24 protein-coding genes are annotated in these 22,406 nt (G+C 73.1%); 13 read left to right on the forward strand and 11 right to left on the reverse strand.

The genetic code is table 11. From position 1 onward, the window contains the following. Nucleotides 1–256: 256 nt before the first annotated feature. Nucleotides 257–2,326: a SpoIIE family protein phosphatase gene (locus E1182_RS17305; RefSeq protein WP_132266296.1), complete on the forward strand. Its 2,070-nt coding sequence runs from the start codon at nucleotides 257–259 to the stop codon at nucleotides 2,324–2,326. 39 nt (nucleotides 2,327–2,365) lie between these two features. After that, nucleotides 2,366–2,797 (forward strand): hypothetical protein, encoded by a 432-nt coding sequence (locus E1182_RS17310; protein WP_132266301.1) that lies wholly within the window; start codon nucleotides 2,366–2,368, stop codon nucleotides 2,795–2,797. A 13-nt stretch (nucleotides 2,798–2,810) separates the two neighbouring features. Here the strand turns inward: E1182_RS17310 and E1182_RS17315 are convergent, their stop codons facing one another. Continuing rightward, entirely contained in the window at nucleotides 2,811–4,181 is a 1,371-nt protein-coding gene (locus E1182_RS17315) for an FAD-binding oxidoreductase (protein WP_243706266.1), read from the reverse strand. A gap of 90 nt (nucleotides 4,182–4,271) precedes the next feature. On the opposite strand from E1182_RS17315, the gene E1182_RS17320 reads away from it, so the two are divergent. Continuing rightward, complete coding sequence (locus E1182_RS17320; RefSeq protein WP_132266310.1) at nucleotides 4,272–6,365, forward strand: S9 family peptidase; 2,094 nt, start codon at nucleotides 4,272–4,274, stop codon at nucleotides 6,363–6,365. Between the two features lie 34 nt (nucleotides 6,366–6,399). Here the strand turns inward: E1182_RS17320 and E1182_RS17325 are convergent, their stop codons facing one another. The 8 genes from E1182_RS17325 to E1182_RS17360 form a co-directional block, all read right to left on the reverse strand. Then, nucleotides 6,400–6,630, reverse strand: coding sequence for a hypothetical protein (locus tag E1182_RS17325; protein WP_132266313.1), 231 nt, complete (start codon nucleotides 6,628–6,630; stop codon nucleotides 6,400–6,402). 66 nt (nucleotides 6,631–6,696) lie between these two features. Further along, on the reverse strand, nucleotides 6,697–7,263 hold the full coding sequence (locus tag E1182_RS17330; RefSeq protein ID WP_132266316.1) for a TIGR03086 family metal-binding protein: 567 nt from the start codon (nucleotides 7,261–7,263) through the stop codon (nucleotides 6,697–6,699). A gap of 184 nt (nucleotides 7,264–7,447) precedes the next feature. Beyond that, a complete protein-coding gene (locus E1182_RS17335; protein WP_132266319.1) occupies nucleotides 7,448–8,992 on the reverse strand; it encodes a SpoIIE family protein phosphatase in 1,545 nt (514 codons plus the stop codon). Further along, nucleotides 8,989–10,314 (reverse strand): sensor histidine kinase, encoded by a 1,326-nt coding sequence (locus E1182_RS17340; protein WP_132266368.1) that lies wholly within the window; start codon nucleotides 10,312–10,314, stop codon nucleotides 8,989–8,991. The genes E1182_RS17335 and E1182_RS17340 overlap by 4 nt, the downstream gene beginning before the upstream one ends. A 23-nt stretch (nucleotides 10,315–10,337) precedes the next feature. Then, the gene (locus E1182_RS17345) at nucleotides 10,338–11,354 is read right to left on the reverse strand and encodes a SpoIIE family protein phosphatase (RefSeq protein WP_132266322.1); all 1,017 of its coding nucleotides are present in this window, start codon (nucleotides 11,352–11,354) and stop codon (nucleotides 10,338–10,340) included. Next, nucleotides 11,351–11,767 (reverse strand): ATP-binding protein, encoded by a 417-nt coding sequence (locus tag E1182_RS17350; RefSeq protein WP_132266324.1) that lies wholly within the window; start codon nucleotides 11,765–11,767, stop codon nucleotides 11,351–11,353. Before E1182_RS17350 ends, E1182_RS17345 begins: the two co-directional genes overlap by 4 nt. After that, complete coding sequence (locus tag E1182_RS17355) at nucleotides 11,764–12,183, reverse strand: STAS domain-containing protein (protein WP_132266326.1); 420 nt, start codon at nucleotides 12,181–12,183, stop codon at nucleotides 11,764–11,766. The genes E1182_RS17350 and E1182_RS17355 overlap by 4 nt, the downstream gene beginning before the upstream one ends. Next, nucleotides 12,183–13,037, reverse strand: coding sequence for an STAS domain-containing protein (locus tag E1182_RS17360; protein ID WP_132266330.1), 855 nt, complete (start codon nucleotides 13,035–13,037; stop codon nucleotides 12,183–12,185). Before E1182_RS17360 ends, E1182_RS17355 begins: the two co-directional genes overlap by 1 nt. Nucleotides 13,038–13,194: 157 nt before the next feature. Between E1182_RS17360 and E1182_RS17365 the strand changes: the two genes are divergently transcribed. Continuing rightward, entirely contained in the window at nucleotides 13,195–13,551 is a 357-nt protein-coding gene (locus E1182_RS17365) for an STAS domain-containing protein (RefSeq protein WP_132266334.1), read from the forward strand. 12 nt (nucleotides 13,552–13,563) lie between these two features. On the opposite strand, the gene E1182_RS17370 is transcribed toward E1182_RS17365, so the two are convergent. Beyond that, complete coding sequence (locus E1182_RS17370; protein WP_132266337.1) at nucleotides 13,564–14,853, reverse strand: MFS transporter; 1,290 nt, start codon at nucleotides 14,851–14,853, stop codon at nucleotides 13,564–13,566. A 49-nt stretch (nucleotides 14,854–14,902) separates the two neighbouring features. Here E1182_RS17370 and E1182_RS17375 point away from each other — a divergent pair, with 49 nt between their 5' ends. The 5 genes from E1182_RS17375 (at nucleotide 14,903) to E1182_RS17395 (ending at nucleotide 17,573) form a co-directional block, all read left to right on the forward strand. Beyond that, entirely contained in the window at nucleotides 14,903–15,586 is a 684-nt protein-coding gene (locus E1182_RS17375; protein ID WP_132266340.1) for a FadR/GntR family transcriptional regulator, read from the forward strand. Nucleotides 15,587–15,625: 39 nt separating this feature from the next. Next, nucleotides 15,626–16,081 carry a large conductance mechanosensitive channel protein MscL gene (mscL, locus tag E1182_RS17380; protein ID WP_132266343.1) on the forward strand — a complete coding sequence of 152 codons (456 nt, stop codon included), beginning with the start codon at nucleotides 15,626–15,628 and terminating at the stop codon, nucleotides 16,079–16,081. Between the two features lie 80 nt (nucleotides 16,082–16,161). Continuing rightward, nucleotides 16,162–16,416, forward strand: a complete 255-nt coding sequence (locus E1182_RS17385; RefSeq protein ID WP_132266346.1) for a hypothetical protein — start codon at nucleotides 16,162–16,164, stop codon at nucleotides 16,414–16,416. A gap of 29 nt (nucleotides 16,417–16,445) precedes the next feature. Continuing rightward, nucleotides 16,446–16,805, forward strand: coding sequence for a hypothetical protein (locus E1182_RS17390; RefSeq protein WP_132266349.1), 360 nt, complete (start codon nucleotides 16,446–16,448; stop codon nucleotides 16,803–16,805). A 207-nt stretch (nucleotides 16,806–17,012) separates the two neighbouring features. Further along, nucleotides 17,013–17,573 carry a hypothetical protein gene (locus E1182_RS17395; RefSeq protein WP_243706267.1) on the forward strand — a complete coding sequence of 187 codons (561 nt, stop codon included), beginning with the start codon at nucleotides 17,013–17,015 and terminating at the stop codon, nucleotides 17,571–17,573. A gap of 55 nt (nucleotides 17,574–17,628) precedes the next feature. Here the strand turns inward: E1182_RS17395 and E1182_RS17400 are convergent, their stop codons facing one another. Continuing rightward, entirely contained in the window at nucleotides 17,629–18,873 is a 1,245-nt protein-coding gene (locus E1182_RS17400) for a benzoate/H(+) symporter BenE family transporter (protein ID WP_132266352.1), read from the reverse strand. A 57-nt stretch (nucleotides 18,874–18,930) separates the two neighbouring features. Here E1182_RS17400 and E1182_RS17405 point away from each other — a divergent pair, with 57 nt between their 5' ends. The 4 genes from E1182_RS17405 (at nucleotide 18,931) to E1182_RS17420 (ending at nucleotide 22,343) form a co-directional block, all read left to right on the forward strand. Then, complete coding sequence (locus tag E1182_RS17405) at nucleotides 18,931–19,491, forward strand: helix-turn-helix domain-containing protein (protein ID WP_132266356.1); 561 nt, start codon at nucleotides 18,931–18,933, stop codon at nucleotides 19,489–19,491. Between the two features lie 110 nt (nucleotides 19,492–19,601). Continuing rightward, a complete protein-coding gene (locus E1182_RS17410) occupies nucleotides 19,602–20,321 on the forward strand; it encodes a PP2C family serine/threonine-protein phosphatase (RefSeq protein ID WP_132266359.1) in 720 nt (239 codons plus the stop codon). A gap of 47 nt (nucleotides 20,322–20,368) precedes the next feature. Continuing rightward, complete coding sequence (eis, locus tag E1182_RS17415) at nucleotides 20,369–21,553, forward strand: enhanced intracellular survival protein Eis (RefSeq protein WP_132266362.1); 1,185 nt, start codon at nucleotides 20,369–20,371, stop codon at nucleotides 21,551–21,553. A 40-nt stretch (nucleotides 21,554–21,593) separates the two neighbouring features. Beyond that, a complete protein-coding gene (locus E1182_RS17420; RefSeq protein ID WP_132266365.1) occupies nucleotides 21,594–22,343 on the forward strand; it encodes a ZIP family metal transporter in 750 nt (249 codons plus the stop codon). Nucleotides 22,344–22,406: the final 63 nt, after the last annotated feature.

Here is a 22,406-nt window from a genome sequence, read left to right on the forward strand (position 1 = left end):
CCCCGCCCACCTCACTCTCGCGACCTTCGCCGGGCGGCTATGGGTCTGGTTCTCCGTCTGCGGGGCATATTGCGGTGTCGTGGAGCACGAATGCCGCGATATGCCGCAGACGAGACGGGACCGGCATGGCGCGACGGTGGCGCGTCCGTGGCCACAGAGCAGGGGACGTCGGGGCAGGTCCGCATGGTGGTCCCCGACGGTGGCGCAGCCGGGGGTCCGGGTTGGCACCCGGACCCTGGCAGTGGAGGATACGGGAGTGCCAGCGGAGGCGACGCCCGCAGCGGACGGGGGGCGGGACGAGCACGTCCGGCGCATCCGCCTGCCCGCCGACCGGCGTACGCCCGCCGCCGCCCGCGCACTGGTCCGATCCGTGCTCACCGAGGCCAACCTCGACGACCTGCTCAACGAGGCGCTGCTGCTGACCACCGAACTCTCCACCAACGCGGTGGAACACGCCCGCACCGAACTGGACATCGAGGTCGTGGCCGACCCGGTCGGGCTCACCGTCACCGTCACCGACTTCGCCGCCGGCCCGGTCGACGACATGGTGGTGGGCGTCCGCAACGACAGCGACGAGATCGGCGAGATCTCCGAGCGGGGGCGCGGGCTGCTGCTCGTCGACCACTTCGCCAGCCGCTGGGGTACCACGTACCTGCCGACCGGGAAGGGCGTCTGGTTCCGGCTGGACCGCTCCCGCGCCACCATGGCTGGTACGACAGCAGGGGAGCAGGTGCCCGCGGGAGCCGCAGCGGGCACCGGCACGGCGAGTTCCGCACCGAGCGCCGCCGCCATGAGCGAGCTGACCCAGACCAGTCCCGACCCGTACGCCGAGGATTCGCTGCCCGACTTCGCCGCCGACCTGCTGACCCGGGTCGCCGAGATGGTGGGCGCGGCCGGGGGCGCGGTCCGGCTGGACCGGGGCGACGGGCAGGGCAGCCAGGTGCTCGCCCGGTACGGCCGACAGCCCCGATCCGGCAACCAGCTGCTGCAGGTGCCGTTGGCGGTGCACCGCCCGTACGCCGGGGAACTGGAGCTGGACGCGGCACCCTCGGCGTACGCCCGACCGCTGGCGGTGCTCGCCGCCGAGCGGATCTCGCTGCACCTGGAGAACGACCGGCTCCGCCGGGCCGACATCCGCCGGCAGGCCTGGCTGACCTTCCTCGCCGAGGCGAGCGAGCTGCTCGCCCAGTCGCTGGACGTCGAGCTGACCATGGCACTCATCCCGCAGCTGGTGGTGCCCCGGCTGGGCCAGTGGTGTGCGGTGCACACCACCGACGAGTGGGGCCGGCTGCGGCTGGCCGCCTCCAGCCACGCCGACGAGGCGATCCTGCCCCAACTGCACAAGGTGCTCCAGGAGATCGGTCCGGACTCGATCCAGGCCCGGCTGCGGGAGGCGTCCCGCAGCGCCACCCAGGTGCCGCTGGGTCCGCCGATGGAGGGTTTCGCCGTCCCGCTGATCGCCCGCGGTCAGCGGCTCGGCACCTTGGCGGTGGGCCGGCACCTGCGGCACCGGCACGACCCGGACGAGGTCGCCGTACTGGAGGACGTGGCGCGGCGGGCCGCCCTGGCGATCGAGAACGCCCGGATCCACGCGGAGCGACGCCGGGTGGCCCAGACCCTCCAGCATTCGCTGCTGCCGCCCGGGCTGCCCGTGGTGGAGGGGATCGGCTTCGCCGCCGAGTACGTCCCGACCGGCGACGACGCCGAGGTGGGCGGCGACTTCTACGACGTGGTGCCGCTGCCGGACGGCCGCTGGCTGGTGGTCATCGGGGACGTCTCCGGCAAGGGCATCCAGGCGGCGGCGGTGACCGGGCTGGTCCGGGACGTGATCCGGGTGCTGATCGGCGACGGCAAGCCGCTGCCCGAGGTGCTGTCCCGGCTCAACGAGACGCTGGTCGAGCGGGGCGGCGGCCGGTACTGCACGCTCGCCCTCGCGGCCGTCGGCCCGGGCGAACGCGGGCAGCTCGACGTGTCGCTGCACCTGGCCGGCCACGACCGTCCGGTGCTGCTGCGCGGCGGTGGCGGGGCGTCGTTCGTCGGTATCGGTGGCACCGCGCTGGGCCTGCTCGACACGATCACCTCACCCACCGCGGAGATCCCGCTCGCCCCCGGCGACGCGCTGGTCTTCTATACCGACGGGGTGACCGAACGCCGGCGCGGCCGGGAACTGTTCGGCGTGGACCGGCTGCGGGACGCCGCCGCTCCGCTGGCCGGGTACTCGGCGGACGTGATCGCCGCCCGGCTGCGGGCCACCGCGATCAACTTCTCGGTGGAGACGCCGCGCGACGACATCGCCCTCCTGGTGCTGCGCAACGACGCGCTCTGAGGCTGCCGGCCGCCGCGCTCGGCGCGGTACGGTGCACCGATGTCGAGCACAGTGGATGTCCACGGGGCACGTCCTCCCCGGGTGGACGTCATCCTCATCGCCCATCTGCTGCTGGCCGGCGCTTTCGTGGTGGTGGTCGCGGCCTACCTCGGCCGGATGGTCAGCGCGGGCGTCGGGCCGGCCGAGATGGTCACCGGGCAGTACGACCCGAAGGACATGGTGCCCTTCGGAACGAGCGGCGCGAACCCGTTCTTCTGGCTGTACGCGGCCGTCTCCCTGCTGTACCTGTTCGGCTTCATACTCGGGCCCGCGGTCGCCCTCTACACCGGCGCGGTGCTGGCCCGCGAACGGCAGCGGTACCCGGTGCGCGCCCGCCGTCTGCTACTCGCCGCCACGGTCGGCACGCTGGTGCTGACGGTGCTGCGGTTCACCCCCGCCCTCGGCTCCATGCAGCGGTGGTGGCTGGACTGATCCACCCGAGCGGTCAAAGGCCGCCCGGCAACCGCCCCGGGGCGAGCCGTCGGTGCGGGTCGAGGTGGTCCTTCGCGGCCCGGAGCCGGGGGATCGCCGTCTCGCCCCACACGTCGACCGCCCGCCGGATCCCCGGTGGCGCGGCGACCACCACGCACCGTCCCCGGCGGGCGAGCAGCACCCCACGGACGGCGGCGAGGGCCGCACCGACCCGCTCCTCGGGCATCGTGGCGGGCAGGGCGGCGTGCACCACGCCGAGCCCGGCGGAGCCGCGTACCGGGACGGGGCCGCCGGCCGCGTCGCGCAACGCGTAGACGGCGGCGTGCAGGTCAGTGGTCGGCACCTCGACCCGTAGCGCGGTGTCGCCCGGCCCGAACGGGTAGCGCCGCCACCACCACGGGGCGGCGTTGTCCACCGTTGCCTCCCCCTCGAAGAGCGCCACCAGTCGGTCGGCCCGTTCGGCCACGTCGGCCGGACCGCCCTCCAGCAGCACGGCCAGGGTGCCCGCCCCGCGTCGTACCGGGCCCACCCGCCGCCCCGCCATGGAGGGATGGTTGGCGCGGGCCGCCGCACGCGCCGACTCCTCGCGGTGCGGCGAGACCCCGGTCGTCGGCAGGTCCAGTTCGACCGCCGCCGGGTCGAGCCGGGCGGCGAGCAGCGTACGGATCAGGTCGGGCAGCTCCAGCGGGGTCCACACCGGACGGCACACCCAGATCCGGCTGGCCGGCACGGCCTGCACCCGCACGGTGGCCGACACGAGCACCCCGAGCCCGCCCTGGGAACCGCAGAGTAGCCGGCCGACGTCCAGCCCGACCGGAGCGGCCCCGGCGGACAGCCGGGCCGGACCCACCCCGGCACCGACCAGCTCACCGTCGGCGGCCAGCCAGCGCAGGCCGACGAGCTGCTCGCACGCGGTGCCGTGCCGGTGCCGCAGCGGGCCGGCCTCGTTGGCGGCGAGCACCCCGCCGAGGGTGGCCCCGGGCGAGGGCGGATCGAGCGGTAGCCGCCGGCCGGTGCGTTCGAGGGTGGCCTGGACGGCACGCAACGGCGTACCGGCGCCGATATCGGCCACCGGTGAACCCGCCGGATGGTGGTCGATACCGGCGAGCCGGCCGGTGTCGAGCAGGATGTCGACCCGCCCGGGCGACATCCCCCAGTCGATTTTGGTGCCCGCGCCGCGCGGCACCACGGTCAGGTCGTGCCGGGCGGCCAGCCGTAGCACCTCGGCCGCCGCCTCCGCGCCGCCAGGGACGGCCACCCACCGGGCGACCCGCCCGGCCACCTCGTCGGCGGCGCCCGCGCGACGGGCGAAGGACGGGCCGCATATCGCCGCCAACCGCCGGGTGATCTCCGTCGCGCCGGTCGAGTCCGCTGCTGCCGCCATGCCGGTCATCGTACACATGTTCGAAAGACCGGGCGGCGGGTCGCCCCGGCGGGTGCGCCACGGACGGCGGACGGCCGGTAACGTGACGCCGTGACCACCGACACCCCGCCCCAGGCGCGGCGGGTGCCCGCCGAACGCACCCACCACGGCGACACCGTCATCGACGAGTACGCCTGGCTGACCGCCAAGGACGATCCGGCGACGATCGCCCACCTGACCGCGGAGAACGCGTACACCGAGGTCCGCACGGCGCACCTGGCCGAGCTGCGCGCGGAACTGTTCGAGGAGACCCGCCGGCGCACCCAGGAGACCGACCTGACGGTGCCCACCCGCAAGGGCCGGTACTGGTACTACACCCGCACCGTCGAGGGCCAGCAGTACGGCGTGCACTGCCGCCGGGCGGTCCGCGACGGCGAGACCGCCCCCCCGGTCAGCGCGGACGGCGCCGCACTGGACGGCGAGGAGGTGCTGCTCGACGGCAACGCGCTCGCCGAGGGGCACGACTTCTTCGCCCTCGGCGCGTTCGACGTCAGCCCCGACGGGCGCTGGCTGGCGTACTCGACGGACTTCACCGGCGACGAACGGTTCACCCTGCGGATCAAGGATCTGCGCACCGGCGAACTGCTCGCCGACGAGGTGCCGGGCACGTTCTACGGCACCGCCTGGTCGACCGACGCCTCGGTGCTCTTCTACGTCACCGTGGACGACGCGTGGCGACCCCACCGGGTCTGGCGGCACGTCGTCGGCACCCCGTCGAGCGAGGACGTGGTGGTCCACTCCGAGGACGACGAGCGGTTCTGGGTGGGTGTCGAGCTGACCCGCTCGGAGCGGTTCGTGGTGATCGACATCCACAGCAAGGTCACCAGCGAGGTGCGGGTGATCCCGGCCGGAAACCCGACCGGCGAACCGGCGGTCGTCGCGCCCCGCCGACAGGGCGTCGAGTACGCCGTCGAACACCACGGCCACCGCTTCCTGATCCTGCACAACGACGGCGCGGAGGACTTCGCCCTGGCCTGGACCTCGGCCGACGCCCCGGGCGACTGGGTGCCGCTGATCGAACACTCCCCCGGCACCCGACTGGAGGCGGTCGACGCCTTCGAGAACCACCTCGTCGTCTCGCTACGCACCAACGGTCTCACCGCGCTGCGGGTCGTCCCGATCGGTGGCGGCGACGAGTGGGACATCGACTTCCCGGAACCGATCTACAGCGTCGGCCTGGACGCCAACCCGGAGTACCGCACCCGGGAGATCCGGTTGCGGTACACCTCGCTGGTCACCCCCGACTCGGTGTACGACTACGACCTGGTCACCCGGCAGATGGTGCTGCGCCGGCGCAAGCCGGTGAAGCCCGGGCCGGACGGGCGGGCCTACGACCCGGCCGACTACGAACAGCACCGGGACTGGGCGCTCGCCGACGACGGTACCCGGGTGCCGATCTCGCTGGTCTGCCGCACGGACACGCCCCGCGACGGCTCCGCGCCGTGCGTGATCTACGGGTACGGCTCGTACGAGGCGAGCATGGACCCGTGGTTCTCCATCGCCCGGCTCAGCCTGCTCGACCGGGGCGTCGTCTTCGCGGTCGCGCACATCCGGGGCGGCGGCGAGCTGGGCCGGCGCTGGTACGACGAGGGCAAGCTGCTGGCCAAGAAGAACACCTTCACCGACTTCGTGGCCTGCGCCCGACACCTGGTCAAGGCGGGTTGGACGGCCAGCGACCGGCTCGTTGCCCGGGGCGCGTCGGCCGGCGGGCTGCTGATGGGCGCGGTGGCCAACCTCGCCCCGGACGCGTTCGCCGGGATCGTGGCGCAGGTGCCGTTCGTGGACCCGCTCACCTCGATCCTCGACCCGTCGCTGCCGCTGACCGTCACCGAGTGGGAGGAGTGGGGCAACCCGCTCGACGACCCGGAGGTGTACGCCTACATGAAGTCGTACGCCCCGTACGAGAACGTCGCCCCGGTGGACTACCCGGCGATCCTGGCGGTGACCAGCCTCAACGACACGCGGGTGCTCTACCACGAGCCGGCGAAGTGGATCGCCCGGCTGCGGGCGGTCGCCCCGCAGGGCGACTACCTGCTCAAGACCGAGATGGGCGCCGGCCACGGCGGCCCGAGCGGCCGGTACGACGCCTGGCGCGAGGAGGCCTTCATCAACGCCTGGATCCTCGACCGGCTGGGCCGCGCCTGACCGTGCCACCGGCCGGCTGGGGGGTGCTCACCCCTCAGCCGGCCCGCAACTCCTCCACGGCGGTACTGGCGCGCAGGAAGATCAGACCGACCGCGACCGTGAGCAGCACCGGTATGTCCGGCGTGACGGTTACCCCGTCCATGGTCGGCGCGGGAAAGAGACCCCGGCCGAGCAGCGAGCCGACGGCGAGCGCGAGCCCGACCGCCGGCACCGCCGGGGCCAGCGCCTGCCAGGCGATCGACCGGCCGATGATGCCGCGTGGCACCCCGGCGGCGACCAGCCCCCCGCCGAGCGACCGGATCAGCTCGTTGTGGGCGTGGAACCAGGGACGTCAAGCGACCCAGGATGGGTCGCGGCCGGCGCGGGCGAGCAGCCGGTCCAGTTCGGTACAGCCGGGGGCAACGGCCACCTCCGGGCCGAACGCGCCCATCTGCCGAGCCATCGGGCCCATCTCGTCGATGAACCGGTGCCCGGCCGCGACGACCTCGGGTGCCGGCTCGTAGGGCCGGCCAGTGGCCCGCGCCAGATCCCAGCCGTGCACCACCAGGTCGATCAGCCCCATCAGGCCGACCGTCGCCTGGGGTAGCCCCATCCCCGGCGAGACGCCCTCCTCGGCTGTCGGGTCGGCCCACGCCTCGACCAGGCGCCCGGCCTCCGTGGCGAACCCGTCCCGCCACCCCGGTGTCAGGTGGTCGGGCTTCGCCGACCAGTCCACCGCCTGGCGCGCGGCGAGCGCCTGGAAGTTGACCACCACGTCGTACAGGTGGTTCGTCAGGTCGCGTACCCGGTAGTCGGGGCAGGGGGTGGGCAGGTCGAGTTGGTCGTCGGTGATCGCGCGGACCACCGAGACGGTCCGCGGCGCGGCCACCGCCAGCAGGTCACTAGTCTTTGTCGCCATGGTGCCAGGGTAAGAAGGTGGTCTTGAACAAATGCGACAGCCGCGCGACGACCACCGGGGCATCCGCGACCTGGCTGCGAGCACACTGACGCCGGCACCGCCGAATGAGGATGCGACGAGTGATGCACCGCGGTCATTGCACAGCGTGACGACAAAGGCGCTGCCGCAACGATGCTCTGGTTGGTCAGCGGCGGCGGACGGCCACCACGGCGACGTCGTCGTGGATCTCCTGCGGCGCCAGTTCGACCAGCAGCCGCTCGCAGAACCGGTCCAGGTCGTCGTCCACCCGGGTGGCGCAGGCGGCGAGCGCCGCCAGACCCTCGTCGATGGTGGCGTCCCGCCGCTCGATCAATCCGTCGGTGTAGAGAACCAGGGTCGCTCCGGGCGGCAGCACGAACTCCAGGTCGCTGGGGCGCTCGGCACGGACCCCGAGCAACGGCGCGGACTGCTGGACGAAGTCCACCCGGCCGTCGTCGTTGATCAATGCCGGGAGGTGCCCGGCGCTGGCCATCCGGACCCGTCCGGTGGGCGGGTGCAGCAGCAGGACGCACAGGGTGGCCAGTTCGTTGCGCAGCAGAGTACGCATCAGCTCGTTGAGCCGGTCCAGGATCACCCCGGGCTGGTGCCCCTCCACCGCGTACGCCCGCATGGCGTGCCGCAGCTCGGCCATCACGGTCGCCGCGTGCAGCGAGTGGCCCGCCACGTCCCCGATCGCCACCAGCAGGTGACCGTCGAGCATCACCAGCTCGTAGAAGTCCCCACCCACCTCGGTGCGGGCACTGGCCGGCTCGTAGCGCACCGCCACGTCGAGGCCGGTGACCTCGGGCAGCCTCCGGGGCAACAGGCTGCGCTGAAGGGTGACCGCGATCCGGTGTTCCTCGTCGTAGGAGCGCTGCGCCTCCACCGCGGAGGCCACCGCCTGGGCGAGCTGCACCAGCACCGGCGTCCGGGCGGTCTGGGTGGCCGTGGGCACCACCACGTAGAGCGGCGCGCGGTCGTCGCGCAACCGCGCCGCCGCCACGGTCACCGTGTCCCCGACCGGCCACGACACCAGAGCCCAGTTGACCGGATCGTCGATCCGTACGGTGGCGCCCTTCGGGATCACGGTGTCGTCGACCGTCCAGGGCACGATCGCCGCCGGTGCGCCCGGTCCGGCGGCCACCCCGGCCAGGCACTCCCCGTCGAAGGTCTCGGCGATCACCGCCGCCGGGCTCTTGAAGATCGCAGCCGCGCCGGTGACGGCCTCCTCCAGCAGGCGGGCGAAGGTCGAGGCGGCGTGCACGGCGACGGTGGTGTCGGCCAACCCGGTGAGCCGTTCGGCGAGCAGCTCCGCCCGCTGCCTCGCCTGGTAGTAGCGGAGCACCGCGTGCGCGGTGGCCACCAACTCGTCGGGCTCGATCGGCTCGGCCAGGTACGCGTCCGCCCCCCGGGTCAACCCCTGCGCCCGGTCCCCCGCGTCGACCGCGTGCGCCGACACGTGGATCACCGGCAGCGCCGGGTGGTCCGCCTTCATCCGTTCGCAGACGTCGAAGCCGCTCAGGTCGGGCAGCCGGACGTCGAGCACCACCAGGTCGAGCCGTTCGGTCGCGACACGTTCGAGCGCCTCGGTGCCCGTCTCCGCCTCGCGTACGGCGAAACCGGCCCGGGTGAGCCAGCTGACCAGCAGGTACCGTTTGGTCCGGCTGTCGTCGACCACCAGCACCGTCGTCTGATCGCCCGCCACCGTCACTCCTCGCCCACCGGCAGGACGACAGTGAAGGTGCTGCCCCGGCCCGGCTCGCTGGCCAGCTCCAGGGTGCCGCCGAGCAGCGTCACCAACCGCCGCGCGTACGGCAGGCCGAGACCGGTGCCGCCCCGGCGATCGATCCCCGGCACCTGATAGAACTCCTCGAAGATCCGCCCGTGCAGTTCGGGCGGGATCCCGGCGCCGGTGTCAGTGACCGACAGGCACCACCGGTCCCCGTCCCGTTCGGCGCGCATCCGCACCTCGCCCCGCTCGGTGAACTTCAGCGCGTTGTGCAGCAGATTACGCAGCACCTGCGAGAGCAGTACCTCGTCCGACCGGAGCACGGCCGGCGCGGGCGGATCCTCCACCACCAGCTTGACGGCGGGCCGGGTGGTCAGGGCCCGCAGCGTGCCCTGCAGCTGACCGAAGACCGCCCGCAGGTCCACCTGCGTCCATTCCGGCTCGATCCGACCCGACTCCGCCTTGGCCAGGTCGAGCAGGTCGTTGACCAGGGAGAGCAGGTCCGCGGCGGAGGAACGGATGAGCTCGACCTGTTCGGCCTGCGCCGGGCTCAGCGGATCGGAGGCCGGGTCGGTGAGCAGCCGACCGAGACCGATGATCGCCGTCACCGGGGCCCGCAGCTCGTGGCTGACGTTGGCCAGGAACCGACTCTTCGACTCGCTCGCCGCCCGCAGCTGGGCCGACTTCTCGTCCAGTTCCGCGTAGAGCGCCACCACGCCCCGGTTGGTCGCCTCCAGTTCCTCGGAGAGCTGGGTGTAGAGGGCCATCACCCCACGGTTGGTCTCCTCCAGCTCCGCGTTGAGCCGGGCCAGCTCGTCACGCTGGCCACGCACCTCGTCCAGCGCGGCGATCAGCTGCTCGTTCTGGGTGGCCAGCTCGTCGAGGGCGCTGGCCGGCGCGGTGTGCCCGAGTTCGGCGCGCAGTTTGGCCAGCCGCGCCGCGGTCAGCGGTGGAGTGTTGGCGGGAAGGCGTCGGGACATCCTCACGACCGTATCGCCCTCGCTGCTTGACACGCCCAGCGTGTCCAGCAGACGCGCCACCGCGCCGGACTGCGGCTCATACCGCCCCTCCGGCAGCGGGCGCACCGGAGCGAGATCGACCCACAGCGCGCTTCGACCGCCCCGCGCGTCGGCGACGGTGAAGGCGACATCGGCGCCGCCCACGATTCGCAGCAGGTCCCGGGCCACCTCGCTGAGCGCGGTGGCGACCCGGATCTGGTCCTGGTGCTCCAGCCCGACGGCGGCGGCCACCTCCCGCCCCCGCTGCCGCACGATGAAGATGTCCTGCTCGACCCGGAGCGCCATCTGCAGCAGCGGCTCAACTTTCCTCACTCCGGGCTCCTCGCGACCAGGACGCAGGCGTCGTCGCGCCGGACACCGGCGTCCCGCAACAGGGTGGCGGCGACCACCAGCGGCGAATGGTTGATCAGCCCCGGATAGTCCTCGATCCGCCACCGGCCGACCACCCCGTCGCTGTGCATGACCAGCGTCGCCTCGGGTGGGAACGGATAGTCGTACTCCCGGATCACCGGCCGCTGGTGACCGGCGATGCCGGGCAGCGAGACCAGATGCTTGCGGCCACCGTCGGGGCCGAGGACGACGCCGGCGATGTTGCCGACACCCGCGTAGCGCAGCAGGACCGCCGACGGGTCCAGCTCGGCCACCGCCACGGCCGCGCCCCGGGTGTGCGTCATCGACTGGTGCAGGTGCCGCAGGACCACGGCGGGCGACGCGACCGGCGCGGTGCGGAACGCCACCAGGGCGGCCTCCGCCGCGGCGCCGGCGAGGCGGCCGTGCCCGAGCCCGTCGCAGACCAACACCTGCTGCCGCCCCTCGACCACCCGCACCGCGTGCCCGTCACCACTGACCTGCTCACCGGTGATCGGCCGGGTCAGCCCGGCGGCCCACATCGGTGGGGCGGGCACGCCGGCCGACCAGACCTGCACCACCGACACGGTTCCCTTGCCCCGCCACGACCAGGCGTCGTACCAGGTCGCCTGCCGGTCGATGGCGCCGAGCCCGATGCCGAGGGTGCCGGTGGTGGATTGGCCGTCGCGGGCGGAGAAGGTTAGGTCGGCCATACCGGGGCCGGAGTCCACCGCGACCAGTTCGACGCCGGCCTCGCCCTCCGCCCGTACCGGGCGGAGGAGCACCGTGCCCTCCCGGGCGTGCTTGACCAGGTTGCTGGTGAGTTCCGCGGTGACGATGGCGAGTTCGGCGACGCGGTTCGGCGCCAGCCCGACCTGGACGCCGAGCCGCTCGGCGGTCCGCCGGACGGCACTGGCCGCACTGCCGGACTCCACCCGGTACCAGACTCCGGCCGCGGGGACCGCTTCGGCACTCACCGGGACCACTTGGTCACCGTGACCCGCGTGCCCTCTCCGACCGCGGTGTCGACGTCGAACTCGTCCACGAGTCGGCGGGCGCCGCTGAGACCGAGGCCGAGGCCGCCGCCGGTGGTGTAGCCGTCGGTGAGGGCGAGGGTGAGGTCGGGGATGCCCGGGCCGGCGTCGGCGAAGACGATGCGTACGCCCCGACGCCGTCCGTCGTCCACCACCGTCACCTCGGCGGTGCCGCCCCCGCCGTAGACCAGCGTGTTGCGGGCCAGCTCACTGGCTGCGGTGACCAGTTTGGTCTGGTCGACCAGGGAGAGCTTGACGGCAACCGCCACGGTACGCACCAACTGCCGGACCCGAACGACGTCTTCGTCGCTGCCGATCGCCTGCGCCTTGGGGCTCAGGTCGACGCCCGCGGTCATACTGATGTCGCCGCCTGTCCCGGCTCTGGATCGTCCATCTCTTCGTCGGGCCCGAGGTCGTCCTCGTGGCTCGCCGCGATCAGCTCCATGCCGCGTTCCACGTTCAGCGCGGTACGGATGCCGTTGAACGACAGTCCCAGCTCGACCAGGGTGATGGCGACGGCGGGACGCATCCCGACGACCACCGTCTCGGCGTCGAGCACCCGGGAGATCGAGGCGATGGTGGAGAGCATCCGACCGATGAAGGAGTCGACGATGTCCAGCGCGGTGATGTCGATGATGACGCCGCGCGCGCCGGTCTCCACGATCCGCTCGGCAAGGTCCTCCTGGAGGGCGAGCGCGGTCTGGTCGGACATGTCGATCTGGATGGACACCAGCAGGATGTCGCCGATCTTGAGGACCGGCACCCGCTCCATCACGCGTCCCTGCGCGGCTGGCGGCGGGCGGCGTCGAACCCGGTGATCCGTAGCACGTGTCGCAGCGCGTCGGCCAGGCTGGCCTTGGTGGCGATGTCCCCGAACTCGATCCCGAGCGCGACGATGGTCTGCGCGATCTGCGGCCGGATGCCGGAGATGATGCAGTCGGCGCCCATCAGCCGGGCGGCCACCACCGTCTTGAGGATGTGCTGGGCGACCTGGGTGTCCACCGCCGGCACACCGGTGATGTCGATGATGGCGTGCGGGGAGCCGGTGTCGACCAGGGTCTGCAACAGCCGCTCCATCACCACCTGGGCGCGGGCCGAGTCGAGCGTACCGACCAGCGGCACGGCGACCACGCCGTCCCAGATCTTGACCACCGGGGTGGAGAGTTCGAGCAGTTGTTCGGCCTGGTCGGCGATCAACCCCTCACGCGTCTGCACGTAGGTCTCGAAGGTGAACAGGCCCATCCGGTCGACGAGGCCGCTGAAGGTGATGACGTCCCGCAGCTCCACCTCGCCGGAGTCGGCCAGCTCGATCAACACGTCCTTGAGGGCGTAGAGACCCACCGCGGTCTCGGTGGCGGAGAAGCCCTGCCGAGCCCAGCCCCGGGACAGCTCGGCGAGCGCCGCCCGCAGCTCACCGGCGCTCTCCGACTGAATGTCGGCGAGCCCTTCAGCACCGGCGTCGATCATGCTACGGTGCAGATCCTGCACCTGTAGGCGCAGTTCAGCCTGGCTGAGCCGGCCGCGCAGCGACGCGGCGACGATCTCGGCCCAGCGCTGCACGACACGCTCCGCGTGCATCGCCAGCAGGCCGACAAGCCGACCGCTCTCCTCGGTGGTCAGGGCCATGATCCCTCCTTTGGGCTGGACGGGCGGACTCTATCACCGGTGCCGATCGCCTTACTTGCCACGAGGCAAAGAAATGATCAGGTCCACCACAAGCCTCTCCCGTTCTGCGTGGCACCCCGTTCGTGGGATACCGTTCCACCGATAACAGGAGGTCCGAATGTCCTTGACGGTGCACACGGAACAGCGCGGCGACGTCGATGTCGTGTCGGTCGCGGGCGAGCTCGACATGGCGACCGCACCGCAGCTGCAGGACCAGATCACCGACCTGCTCGACAAGGGCCGCAGCCGTCTCGTGTTCGACCTCGCAGACGTGTCGTTCTGCGACTCGACCGGGCTGTCGGTCTTCGTACGCGCCAAGAACAGCTGCGACGAGGCCGGCGGTGTGGTCCGGCTGGCCGCCCCGCAGCGCGGCGTGCTGCGCATCCTGGAGGTCAGCGGCCTGGTCGAGGTGCTGCACACCTACCCGACGGTGGAGCAGGCCGTCGCGGGCGACCCCACACCGGCGTCCTCCTGACCGGTCCGCTCATCACTCGTCCTCGACAAACCGGGGGCGGGCGATCACCAGACCCGCCCCGGTCTGCACCACGAGCGCGCCGAGCAGGAAACCGATCGGGGCGTTCCAGCCTCCGGTCGCCTCGTACAGGATGCCGACCAGCAGCGGGCCGAGCGCGGCGATGACGTATCCGGTGCTCTGCGCGAACGCCGACAGCGCGACGGTGCCCTCGGCCGTGCGGGCCCGCAGGCCGATGGCGGTCAGAATCAGCGGGAAGGCCCCCTGACCGAGGGCGAGCAGCAGCACCCACAGCGGCGCGAGGCCGCGTGGGGCCAGCGCCAGGCCCAGGTACGCGGCGGTGGAGAAGGCGGTCAGCGTGAGCACCAGCGGGCGTAGGGTGCCCAGTCGGCCGGCCAGGGTCGGCATTCCCAGGGCGACCGGCACGCCGAGCGCGGTGACGCCGGCGAGCAGCAGCCCGGCGGTCTCGGCACGGTAGCCGGCGTCCCGGAACAGCTGCGCCAGCCAGCCCATGATGGCGTACCCGCTGAGGGACTGCGCACCGAAGTAGAGGGCCATCGCCCAGCCCAGCCGGGTGCGGCTGGGCTGGACCCGGACCCGGGGCGCGGGTGCCCCGGCGGTGGTCACGGCCCGTCGGGCGGCGCGGTCGCGCAGCGCCAGCGGCACCCACGGCAGTACGGCCAGCGCGGCCAGTCCGGCCCAGACGCCCAGCCCGGCCCGCCAGGAGCCGAAGGCGTGGGCGACCGGAACCGCAGCTGCGGCGGCCACCGTCGTGCCCACGGTCAGGGCCATCGTGTACGCCCCGGTGACCAGCGCGGTGCGGTGCGGGAAGTGCTGTTTGACCAGCATCGGCAGCAGGATGTTCGCCACCGCGATGCCGGCCAGCGCGAGTGCGCTGGTGAGCACGAAGACGGCCGCCGAGTCAGTGGCCACCCGGAGCAGTTGCCCGGCGGTGAGGGCGAGCATCGCCAGCACCAGCACCCGGGTTGCCGGCCAGCGGCGGACCAACCAGGGGGTGAGCGCACCGAGGCCGGCGAAGGCGATGGTGGGCAGCGTGGTGACGATGCCGGCCATGGTGCCGGAGAGCGCCAGGCCGGTGCGTACCTCGTCGAGGAGGGCGCCGAGGCTGGTGACCGCGGCGCGCAGGTTGAGCGCGACCAGCAGCATCGCGACCAGCACCAGTGAGCCGCCGGACGCCGGTCGACGGACGCCGACGGAGGCTGCCGGTCCGGCGGTGGTAGGCCCGGTCGGGCCGGTGGCCGGTCGGGCGGTGCGAACGGCGGTGCCGGTGGGTGGCGGGGTCATGAGCTCGAACCTACAATCATGGGATGAATTCCGGCAGGAGTTGTAACCGGTGACACCCCCGGTGGACGCCAGCGGGGTGCCGCCACGCGGGCACCGGGTACGGCAGACCATCGCGCAGTTGCGGGCCCGCATCCTCGGCGGCGAATGGCCGGTCGGCGGCCGGATCCCCACCGAACCGCAACTGGTCGCCGCGCTGGGCGTCGGGCGCAACACCGTGCGCGAGGCGGTCCGCGCCCTGGTGCACGCCGGGGTGCTGGAGTGCCGGCAGGGCTCCGGCACGTACGTGGTGTCGACCGACGAACTGGCCCCGGTGGTGGCCCGCCGGCTCACCGACGACCGGATGGCCGAGGTGGTCGAGGTGCGGCGGGCCTTCGAGGTGGAGGCGGCCCGACTGGCCGCGTTGCGGCGTACCCCGCAGGACGTGGCGACCCTCGACGGCGCGCTCGCCGCCCGAGAGGCCGCCTGGCGCTCGGGCCGGGTCGAGGAGTTCGTGGCGGCGGACGCCGCCCTGCACACGGCGGTGGTCGCCGCCGCCCACAACCGGATGCTCGCCGAGCTGTACGCCTCCGTCGGGGCGGCGCTGCGCAGCACCATCGCGCAGGCGATGGGTGACACGCTGGAGCCGGAACGGTACGTCGACCACGGCCGGCTGGTCGAGGCGATCCGGGCCGGCGACCCGGCGCGGGCGGCGGCCGAGGCCGGCGCTTTTCTGGAACCGCCACCCGGGGCATAGGTTGTCCCGGACTACCGGACAGACAGCACGGGAGCACGGATGTTCAAGGGCTTCAAAGACTTCATCATGCGCGGCAACGTCGTCGACCTCGCGGTCGGCGTCGTCATCGGCGCCGCCTTCACCGGCGTGGTCACGCAGTTCACGGAGAGTTTCCTCAAGCCACTGATCAAGCTCATCGGCGGCGGCAGCGAACTCAGGTCGGGCACCTGGAACATCAGCGGCGTGCGATTCCCCTGGGTCAACTTCGTCAACGCCGCCATCACCTTCCTGCTCACCGCGGCGGTGCTCTACTTCCTCGTGGTGTTCCCGATGAACAAGCTGGCTGAGCGGCGGCAGCGGGGTGAGGAGCCGCCGCCGAAGGCGCCCAGCGAGGAGGTCAAGTTGCTCACCGAGATCCGGGACGCGCTGCTCGCCGGCAACCAGGGCACCCCGGCCCAGCGGGGCGCGCTGGACGACGTGCTCGGTCGACGCACGGAGCCACCGGCGCCGCGCTGACTCGCCACGCCCTCGCCGGCCCTTGCGGGAATCCCACGGGGGCCGACTTCTTTCGTACGCATGTTCGATAGAGTCCGGCCATGGAGCAGCGTAGGCACTGGTGGAACGGCAAGTGGGGACGGCTGGCCCGACGGGACGTCTTCCTCCGGGTGGACGGCGACCGGTGGCACGTCGAGCAGCGGGCCGGTGGCGCCGAGGGGGCCTCCCAGTTCTACGAGTACGCCAGCGTCGAGGAGGCCGAGGAGACCGTCCGGGCGCTCCTGGACGGGACCGACGTCTGGCGGGAGCTGTCCCCGCGCCCACCGAGCGCCTGGGCCCCACCGAACGGCGTTTAGCGCCGGGCGGGGCCGGGAACCGCCCGAACATGAAGCAGCAGGCGATCCTCTCCCAAGTCACCACGGGCATGCCGGTGGTGGACGCCGTGGGCGTCGAGGTCGGCACGGTCGACCTGGTCCAGCGCGGCGACCCCAACGCGGTGGCCGTGCAGGCACCCACCGCCGACCCGGGCAGCAGCATCGACGAGTTGATCGAGGCGGCGGCCGTCGAGGAGCCGGACGTGCCGGCCGACCTGGCCGCCCGACTGCTGCGCACCGGCTACCTGAAGGTCACCACCGAACTGGCCCGCACCGGCGCGGTCTACGTGCCAGCCGACCAGATCGCCGCGGTCACCGACGGTCGGGTACGCCTCGACGTCCCCGCCGGTGACCTGCCGCCCGAGGAGTGAGGAACGGGGTTGCTGAGCAGGATCGCCGGCTTCGATGTAGTTGACAGAGCTCCACACTTCGACCGACCTCGACCGGAAGACCATCGCTAGGCATGCAGCCAACCTACCGACCATCCACAGCATGAAGGGCTGGTGGACACTCACCGGCATCCTGTCCTGGATGGACGTCGCGCGGGCGGCGTGACCGGATCACGGTGGGGGAAGTCGATGAAGCTGCTGGAGACCCTGCTGACGCAGCTGCCGGCGCTGATCGGTGTGGTGGTCGGCACCGTCGGCACGATGATCGCCACGACGGTGGCCGAGCGGGCCCGGTGGCGGCGCAACCAGACGGTGCGCTGGGACGAGCGGCGGTTGGACGCGTACGCCGACTTCGCGCGCGCCGTCAAGGAGGTGCACCTGCTGGCGCTGGGGATGCTCAGCGCCCACCGGCCCGGTGCCAGCAGGCCGGCTCTGGACCGCGAGCAGGGGCTGGCCCGGTTGGCGGAGGCAGCCGAGCGGCACACCCTGACCTGGGAGGGGGTCCTGCTGCTCGGTGACGAGGCCACCGTACGGGCGGCTGCGGCGTGGCGTCACGCCGTACGGGCGCTCGAACGGGCGGCGCGAGCGTTGCCGGACCTCCCGGACGACCTCGGGGCCCTGGTCCAGCGGGCCGACGAGATGCGCGACGGGTTCTACCAGGCGGCGCGCGGCAGCCTCGGGGTCCGGGGCGGCACCGTCGACCAGTCCCGGCGACCGGCCGAGGTTCCGGTGCCGGCCACCCGCCGGTGAGGGCCGCGCGGCCGATGGTGGGCATCGCCGCCACCGGCTGAACGCCGACGGCGGGCTACCGTGCGGAGCCGCGACCGGTGGCCGCCGAGGTGGACGTGACGGTCGCCCCTTGCGCCCGACCGCCGTCGGCGTCGGCCGGCGGCCCGGCGGGCCGGTCGCGGCGGCGGAAGAGGAGCAGCATCAGCCAACCGGATACCAGCCCCCAGAATGCGCCCCCCACTCCGAGCAGGCTCACTCCCGAGGCGGTGACCACGAAGGTCACCACCGCCGCCTCCCGAGCACCCGGGTCGGCGACCGCCGCGGCGACCGCGGTCGCCAGCGCGCCGAGCAGCGCCAGCCCAGCCACCGCCTCGATCAGCACCGGCGGAGAGAGCAGCACCAGCGTGGTGGCCACCCCGGCACCGAGGCCGAGCAGGGCCATGCCGATCCCGGCGGTCACCGAGGCGATCCACCGGCGCTCCGGGTCGGGGTGGGCGTCCGGGCCGGCGGCGAGCGCCGCGGTGATCGCCGCGAGGTTGACCGCGTGCCCGCCGACCGGGGCGCCGAGTACCCCGGCCAGGCCGGTGACCCGCAGCGCGGGGCCGAGCGGCGGTTGGTAGCCGTAGTTTCGCAGCACGGCCGCACCTGGGACGTTCTGCGCGGCCATGGTGACCAGGAAGAGCGGCACCGCCAGACCGACCAGCGCCGCAACGGTGAACGTGGGCGGGGTCAGCTCGACCACCGGCCGCAGCCTGTCCACGCTCCCACCCGACGTGGTCGACATGATCGCCACGGCCGCCGCCACCAATGCCCCGGGCACCGCCCAGCGCCGGACGAAGCGGTGCAGCACCAGCCAGACGACGATCACCGGTACGGCCAGCCGGGGCACCGCCACCAGCGCCCGTACCGGGGCGGTGCAGAGCGGCAGCAGCACCCCGGCCAGCATCGCCGCCGCCACCGGGCCGGGGATCGCGGCGACCGCCCGGCCCAGCGCGGGGAACAGCCCGGCGGCCACGATCAGCAGCCCGCAGACCAGGAACGCGCCCACCGCCGCCGGCCAGCCACCGGGCACCGGCCCGGTGGCGACCAGCAGCGCGGCACCGGGGGTGGACCAGGCGGTCGCGATCGGCATCCGGTGCCGCAGGCCGAGCCAGAGCGCGCAGCCGCCGGCGGCGACGCTGACCGCGAGCAGCCCGGAGGCCGCCTGCGCCTCGTCGGCGCCGACGGCGCGCAGCCCGGCCAGCACGACTGTGAACGAGCTGGCGAAACCGACCAGCGCGGTCACCACCCCGGCCAGCACCGGTTGCAGTCGCTGGGCCATCTCACCCCTCCCAGCCGTTCCGTTTACGGAACGGCAACGTGTAGCACCATAGCGGCTATGACCGGAGCGCGACCAGAGCAGCGGCGCCCCTCCGACGCCGACCCGGACGCGGTGGGACGACGGATCCGGGCGCTGCGCGAACAGCGGGGCGTCTCGCTCTCCACCCTGGCCCGGACGGCGGGAGTGGGGAAGGCCACCCTCTCCGCGCTGGAGAACGGCCTGCGCAACCCCACCCTGGAGACGCTGTACGCGATCACCGCGCAACTCGGCGTACCGCTCGCGGCGGTGTTGTCCGGGCCGGCGACGACCCCCACCGTGCAGGGCGCCGCGGTCACCGCCACCCTGCTGGAGTCGTTCACCGACACCGACGCCAGCTACGAGCTCTACCGGCTCCGGGTACGCCCCGGCGCGCAGCAGCTCTCCCCGGCCCACCAGTCGGGCGTCACCGAGCACGTCACCGTTTTCTCGGGCGTACTGCGGGCGGGCCCGGCGGACGCGCCGAGCACCGCCGCCGCCGGCGGCCACCTGAGCTGGACGTCGGACGTCCCGCACGTCTACGCCGCCCTCGGCGACGAGGAGGTCGCCGCCAGCCTGCTGCTGCGCTACCCCCGCCGTTGAGCCGACCCGTGCCGCCAGCCGGCACGCTCGACAGTGGAGCGCAGATCATTTCTTCACTCCGGGGGCCGCGCGTAGAGACGACGGCCGGGTGCATCCGGCAAGCTTGTGACATGACGCTGATCCTCCGCTCGGCCATCCTCAACGATGTCGGCCTGGTCCGCACCAACAACGAGGACTCCGCCCTCGCCGGTGACCGCCTGGTGGCGGTGGCGGACGGCATGGGCGGGCTCCCCGCCGGCGAGGTGGCCAGCGAGATCGTCATCCGGATCCTGGACGAGCTGATCCCACCGACCGTCCCGAACGACGCCGCGGAGGCGCTGCGCGCCGTCGTGTCCACCGCCAACCAGCGCATCCGCGCCGCGATCGCCGCCGATCCCGCTCGCGACGGCATGGGTACGACGCTGACCGCCGGCCTGCTCGCCGGGGACACCCTGGTCCTCGCCCAGGTCGGGGACTCCCGCTGCTACCTGCTGCGCGACGGGGAGCTGACCCAGCTCACCCGGGACGACACCTTCGTCCAGGCCCTGGTCGACCAGGGTGCGCTCTCCCCCGACCAGGCCCGGCACCACCCGCAGCGCTCCCTGGTGACCCGGGCCGTGCAGGGCGCGGACGCGCCGCCGGCGATCGGGGTGCTGACCCTGTTCGTCGGCGATCGGCTGCTGCTGTGCAGCGACGGGCTCTCCGACTACGTGGAGGACACCGCCATCCACTCCGCGCTGACCACGTACGGCGACCGGCAGCAGTGCGGCGAGCAGCTGGTGAAACTGGCCCACCAGGCCGGCGCGCCGGACAACGTGACCGTGGTGGTCTCCGACCTGGTCGAGGTGTGAGCCGACAACCGAGTTGCGATCGGCCGCCGACCGGGTTGGGATGAGTGATGCCCATCCGCCGACTGGCCGCCGAAGAGCGCCTGACCACCAGTTTCCCACTCCAGGCGTACGCCTTCGAGGCGTCCCCGCCGACCCGCGATCGGGTCGAGGCGTTCCACCGGTACCTGCCGTACAACAAGAGCAACCGGACACTGGTGGTCGAGGAGGGCGGCGAGACCCGGGCGGCGGCCAGCGCCATCCCGATGCGGCAGAACCTGCGCGGCCGGGTACTGCCGATGGCCGGGGTGGCCGGGGTGGCGACCCATCCGCTGGCCCGCCGGCAGGGGCATGTCCGGGCGTTGATGCACCAACTCCTCGACGAGATGCGCGACGAGGGGCATCCGCTGACCGCCTTGTACCCGTTCCGGGCCGGCTTCTATGAGCGGTTCGGCTACGTCGGGCTGCCCCGGCCGCGTACGGTCCGGTTCTCCCCGGCCGACCTGGCCCCGCTGCTGCGGGCGGAGCTGCCCGGCGAGGTGACCTGGGAACGGATCGGGGCCGGGTACGCCGGTTTCCGGTCGTTCACCGAGCGCTGCCTGCGGGAGCGGCACGGCTTCGCGATCTTCCCCGAGTTCCGGGCGGTCGGCCTGCGCGACCGCGACGACCGCTGGCTGGTCTCGGCGCGGGTCGACGGCGCGACGGCCGGCGTGCTCACGTACCGGATCGACGAACACGGCGGTGAGCTGCACGGCGACGACCTGATCGCGGCCAACCCGTACGCCCGGGCACTGCTGTTGCAGTTCCTCGCCCGGCACGTGGACCAGGTGGAGCGGATCAGCGTCCAGATCGCCGCCGACGAGCTGCCCGAGCTGTGGCTGACCGACCTGGTGCTGCACGTCGAGGCCCGGGTGTCCCGGCCCGGCTCGTCCGCCCCGATGGCCCGGCTGCTCTCGTTGGACGCGCTCACCGGGTTGCCGGCCGGCCCGGGCCGGGTCCGCGTCGAACTGGTCGACGACCGGTGGCTGGGTGGCAGCCACCTCCTCGACGGCACGACCGGCCGGCTGGAACTGACCTCCGGCGGTTCCGTCCCGTCGGCGACGCTCACCGCCGCCGGGCTCTCCGCCCTGGCGTACGGGGTCCTCGACCCGGCCGAGGTGGACGTCCGCGGGTTGGGTCAGGTCGGGCCCGAGGCCGCGGCCCAGCTGCGGCGGCTCTTCCCGCGCGAACTGCCGTACCTGTTCGCCGAGTTCTGAGCCGGTTTCGGGGTGACCGGTCCGGGTACGGTCCCCCGACATGCCGGAGTGGGTGCAAGCGGGCGGGTGGGGGCTGCTGGCCGGTTCCGCCCTGTTGATCGGGGCGGGCGCCGGGTGGTTCGCCCGGGTTCCCCGCACAGTCATCGCGTCGGTGATGGCGTTCGGGGCGGGCGTGCTGCTCTCCGCCGTCTCCTTCGAGCTGATCGCCGAGGCGCACGAGCGGGGCGGCCTAATGCCGACCGCGATCGGGGCGATCGGTGGGGCGCTGGCGTACACCGGGGCGAACCTGCTGCTGGCGCGGCGCGGCGCGCGGCACCGCAAACGCTCCGGGCAGGCGCAGCCCTCGGAGCAGGCACAGCCCGGTTCCGGATCCGCCATCGCGGTGGGCGCGCTGCTGGACGGCGTACCCGAGTCGGTGGTGATCGGGGCAAGCCTGCTCACCGGCGGCCCGGTCAGCCTGGTCACCGTGGTCGCGGTCTTCCTGAGCAACGTGCCGGAGGGGTTGTCCAGCGCCGCCGGGATGCGCCGGGCGGGCCGCAGCGGCCGGTACGTGTTCGGGCTCTGGACGGCCATCGCCCTGATCAGCGGCGTCTCGGCGCTGGCCGGCTACGCTCTGCTGGGTGGGACGCCGCCGGAGGTACTGGCCGTCGTCACCGCACTGGCCGCGGGCGCGATCCTCGCGATGATCACCGACACCATGGTCCCCGAGGCGTTCGAGGACGCCCACCTGCTGGTCGGCCTGATCACCGTCCTCGGTTTTCTCTCCGCCTTCGCCCTCTCCCACACCTGACCTCCCCCCGCGTCCGGTCAGGGTCAGTAGGGGTTGGTGGTGCCGGGCGGGCGGGACCTGAGC

This window comes from Micromonospora sp. KC721, assembly GCF_004348355.1.
Classification (GTDB): Bacteria; Actinomycetota; Actinomycetes; order Mycobacteriales; family Micromonosporaceae; genus Micromonospora.

Bases quoted from the DNA above. Each gene is read 5' to 3' on its own strand.
- E1182_RS17310 (WP_132266301.1), top strand. From the start codon at position 2,366: ATGTCGAGCACAGTGGATGTCCACGGGGCACGTCCTCCCCGGGTGGAC.
- E1182_RS17315 (WP_243706266.1), bottom strand. From the start codon at position 4,181: ATGGCGGCAGCAGCGGACTCGACCGGCGCGACGGAGATCACCCGGCGG.
- E1182_RS17330 (WP_132266316.1), bottom strand. From the start codon at position 7,263: ATGGCGACAAAGACTAGTGACCTGCTGGCGGTGGCCGCGCCGCGGACC.
- E1182_RS17340 (WP_132266368.1), bottom strand. From the start codon at position 10,314: ATGGCGCTCCGGGTCGAGCAGGACATCTTCATCGTGCGGCAGCGGGGG.
- E1182_RS17350 (WP_132266324.1), bottom strand. From the start codon at position 11,767: ATGACCGCGGGCGTCGACCTGAGCCCCAAGGCGCAGGCGATCGGCAGC.
- E1182_RS17355 (WP_132266326.1), bottom strand. From the start codon at position 12,183: ATGGAGCGGGTGCCGGTCCTCAAGATCGGCGACATCCTGCTGGTGTCC.
- E1182_RS17360 (WP_132266330.1), bottom strand. From the start codon at position 13,037: ATGGCCCTGACCACCGAGGAGAGCGGTCGGCTTGTCGGCCTGCTGGCG.
- E1182_RS17365 (WP_132266334.1), top strand. From the start codon at position 13,195: ATGTCCTTGACGGTGCACACGGAACAGCGCGGCGACGTCGATGTCGTG.
- E1182_RS17370 (WP_132266337.1), bottom strand. From the start codon at position 14,853: ATGACCCCGCCACCCACCGGCACCGCCGTTCGCACCGCCCGACCGGCC.
- mscL (WP_132266343.1), top strand. From the start codon at position 15,626: ATGTTCAAGGGCTTCAAAGACTTCATCATGCGCGGCAACGTCGTCGAC.
- E1182_RS17385 (WP_132266346.1), top strand. From the start codon at position 16,162: ATGGAGCAGCGTAGGCACTGGTGGAACGGCAAGTGGGGACGGCTGGCC.
- E1182_RS17390 (WP_132266349.1), top strand. From the start codon at position 16,446: ATGAAGCAGCAGGCGATCCTCTCCCAAGTCACCACGGGCATGCCGGTG.
- E1182_RS17395 (WP_243706267.1), top strand. From the start codon at position 17,013: ATGAAGCTGCTGGAGACCCTGCTGACGCAGCTGCCGGCGCTGATCGGT.
- E1182_RS17400 (WP_132266352.1), bottom strand. From the start codon at position 18,873: ATGGCCCAGCGACTGCAACCGGTGCTGGCCGGGGTGGTGACCGCGCTG.
- E1182_RS17405 (WP_132266356.1), top strand. From the start codon at position 18,931: ATGACCGGAGCGCGACCAGAGCAGCGGCGCCCCTCCGACGCCGACCCG.
- E1182_RS17410 (WP_132266359.1), top strand. From the start codon at position 19,602: ATGACGCTGATCCTCCGCTCGGCCATCCTCAACGATGTCGGCCTGGTC.
- eis (WP_132266362.1), top strand. From the start codon at position 20,369: ATGCCCATCCGCCGACTGGCCGCCGAAGAGCGCCTGACCACCAGTTTC.
- E1182_RS17420 (WP_132266365.1), top strand. From the start codon at position 21,594: ATGCCGGAGTGGGTGCAAGCGGGCGGGTGGGGGCTGCTGGCCGGTTCC.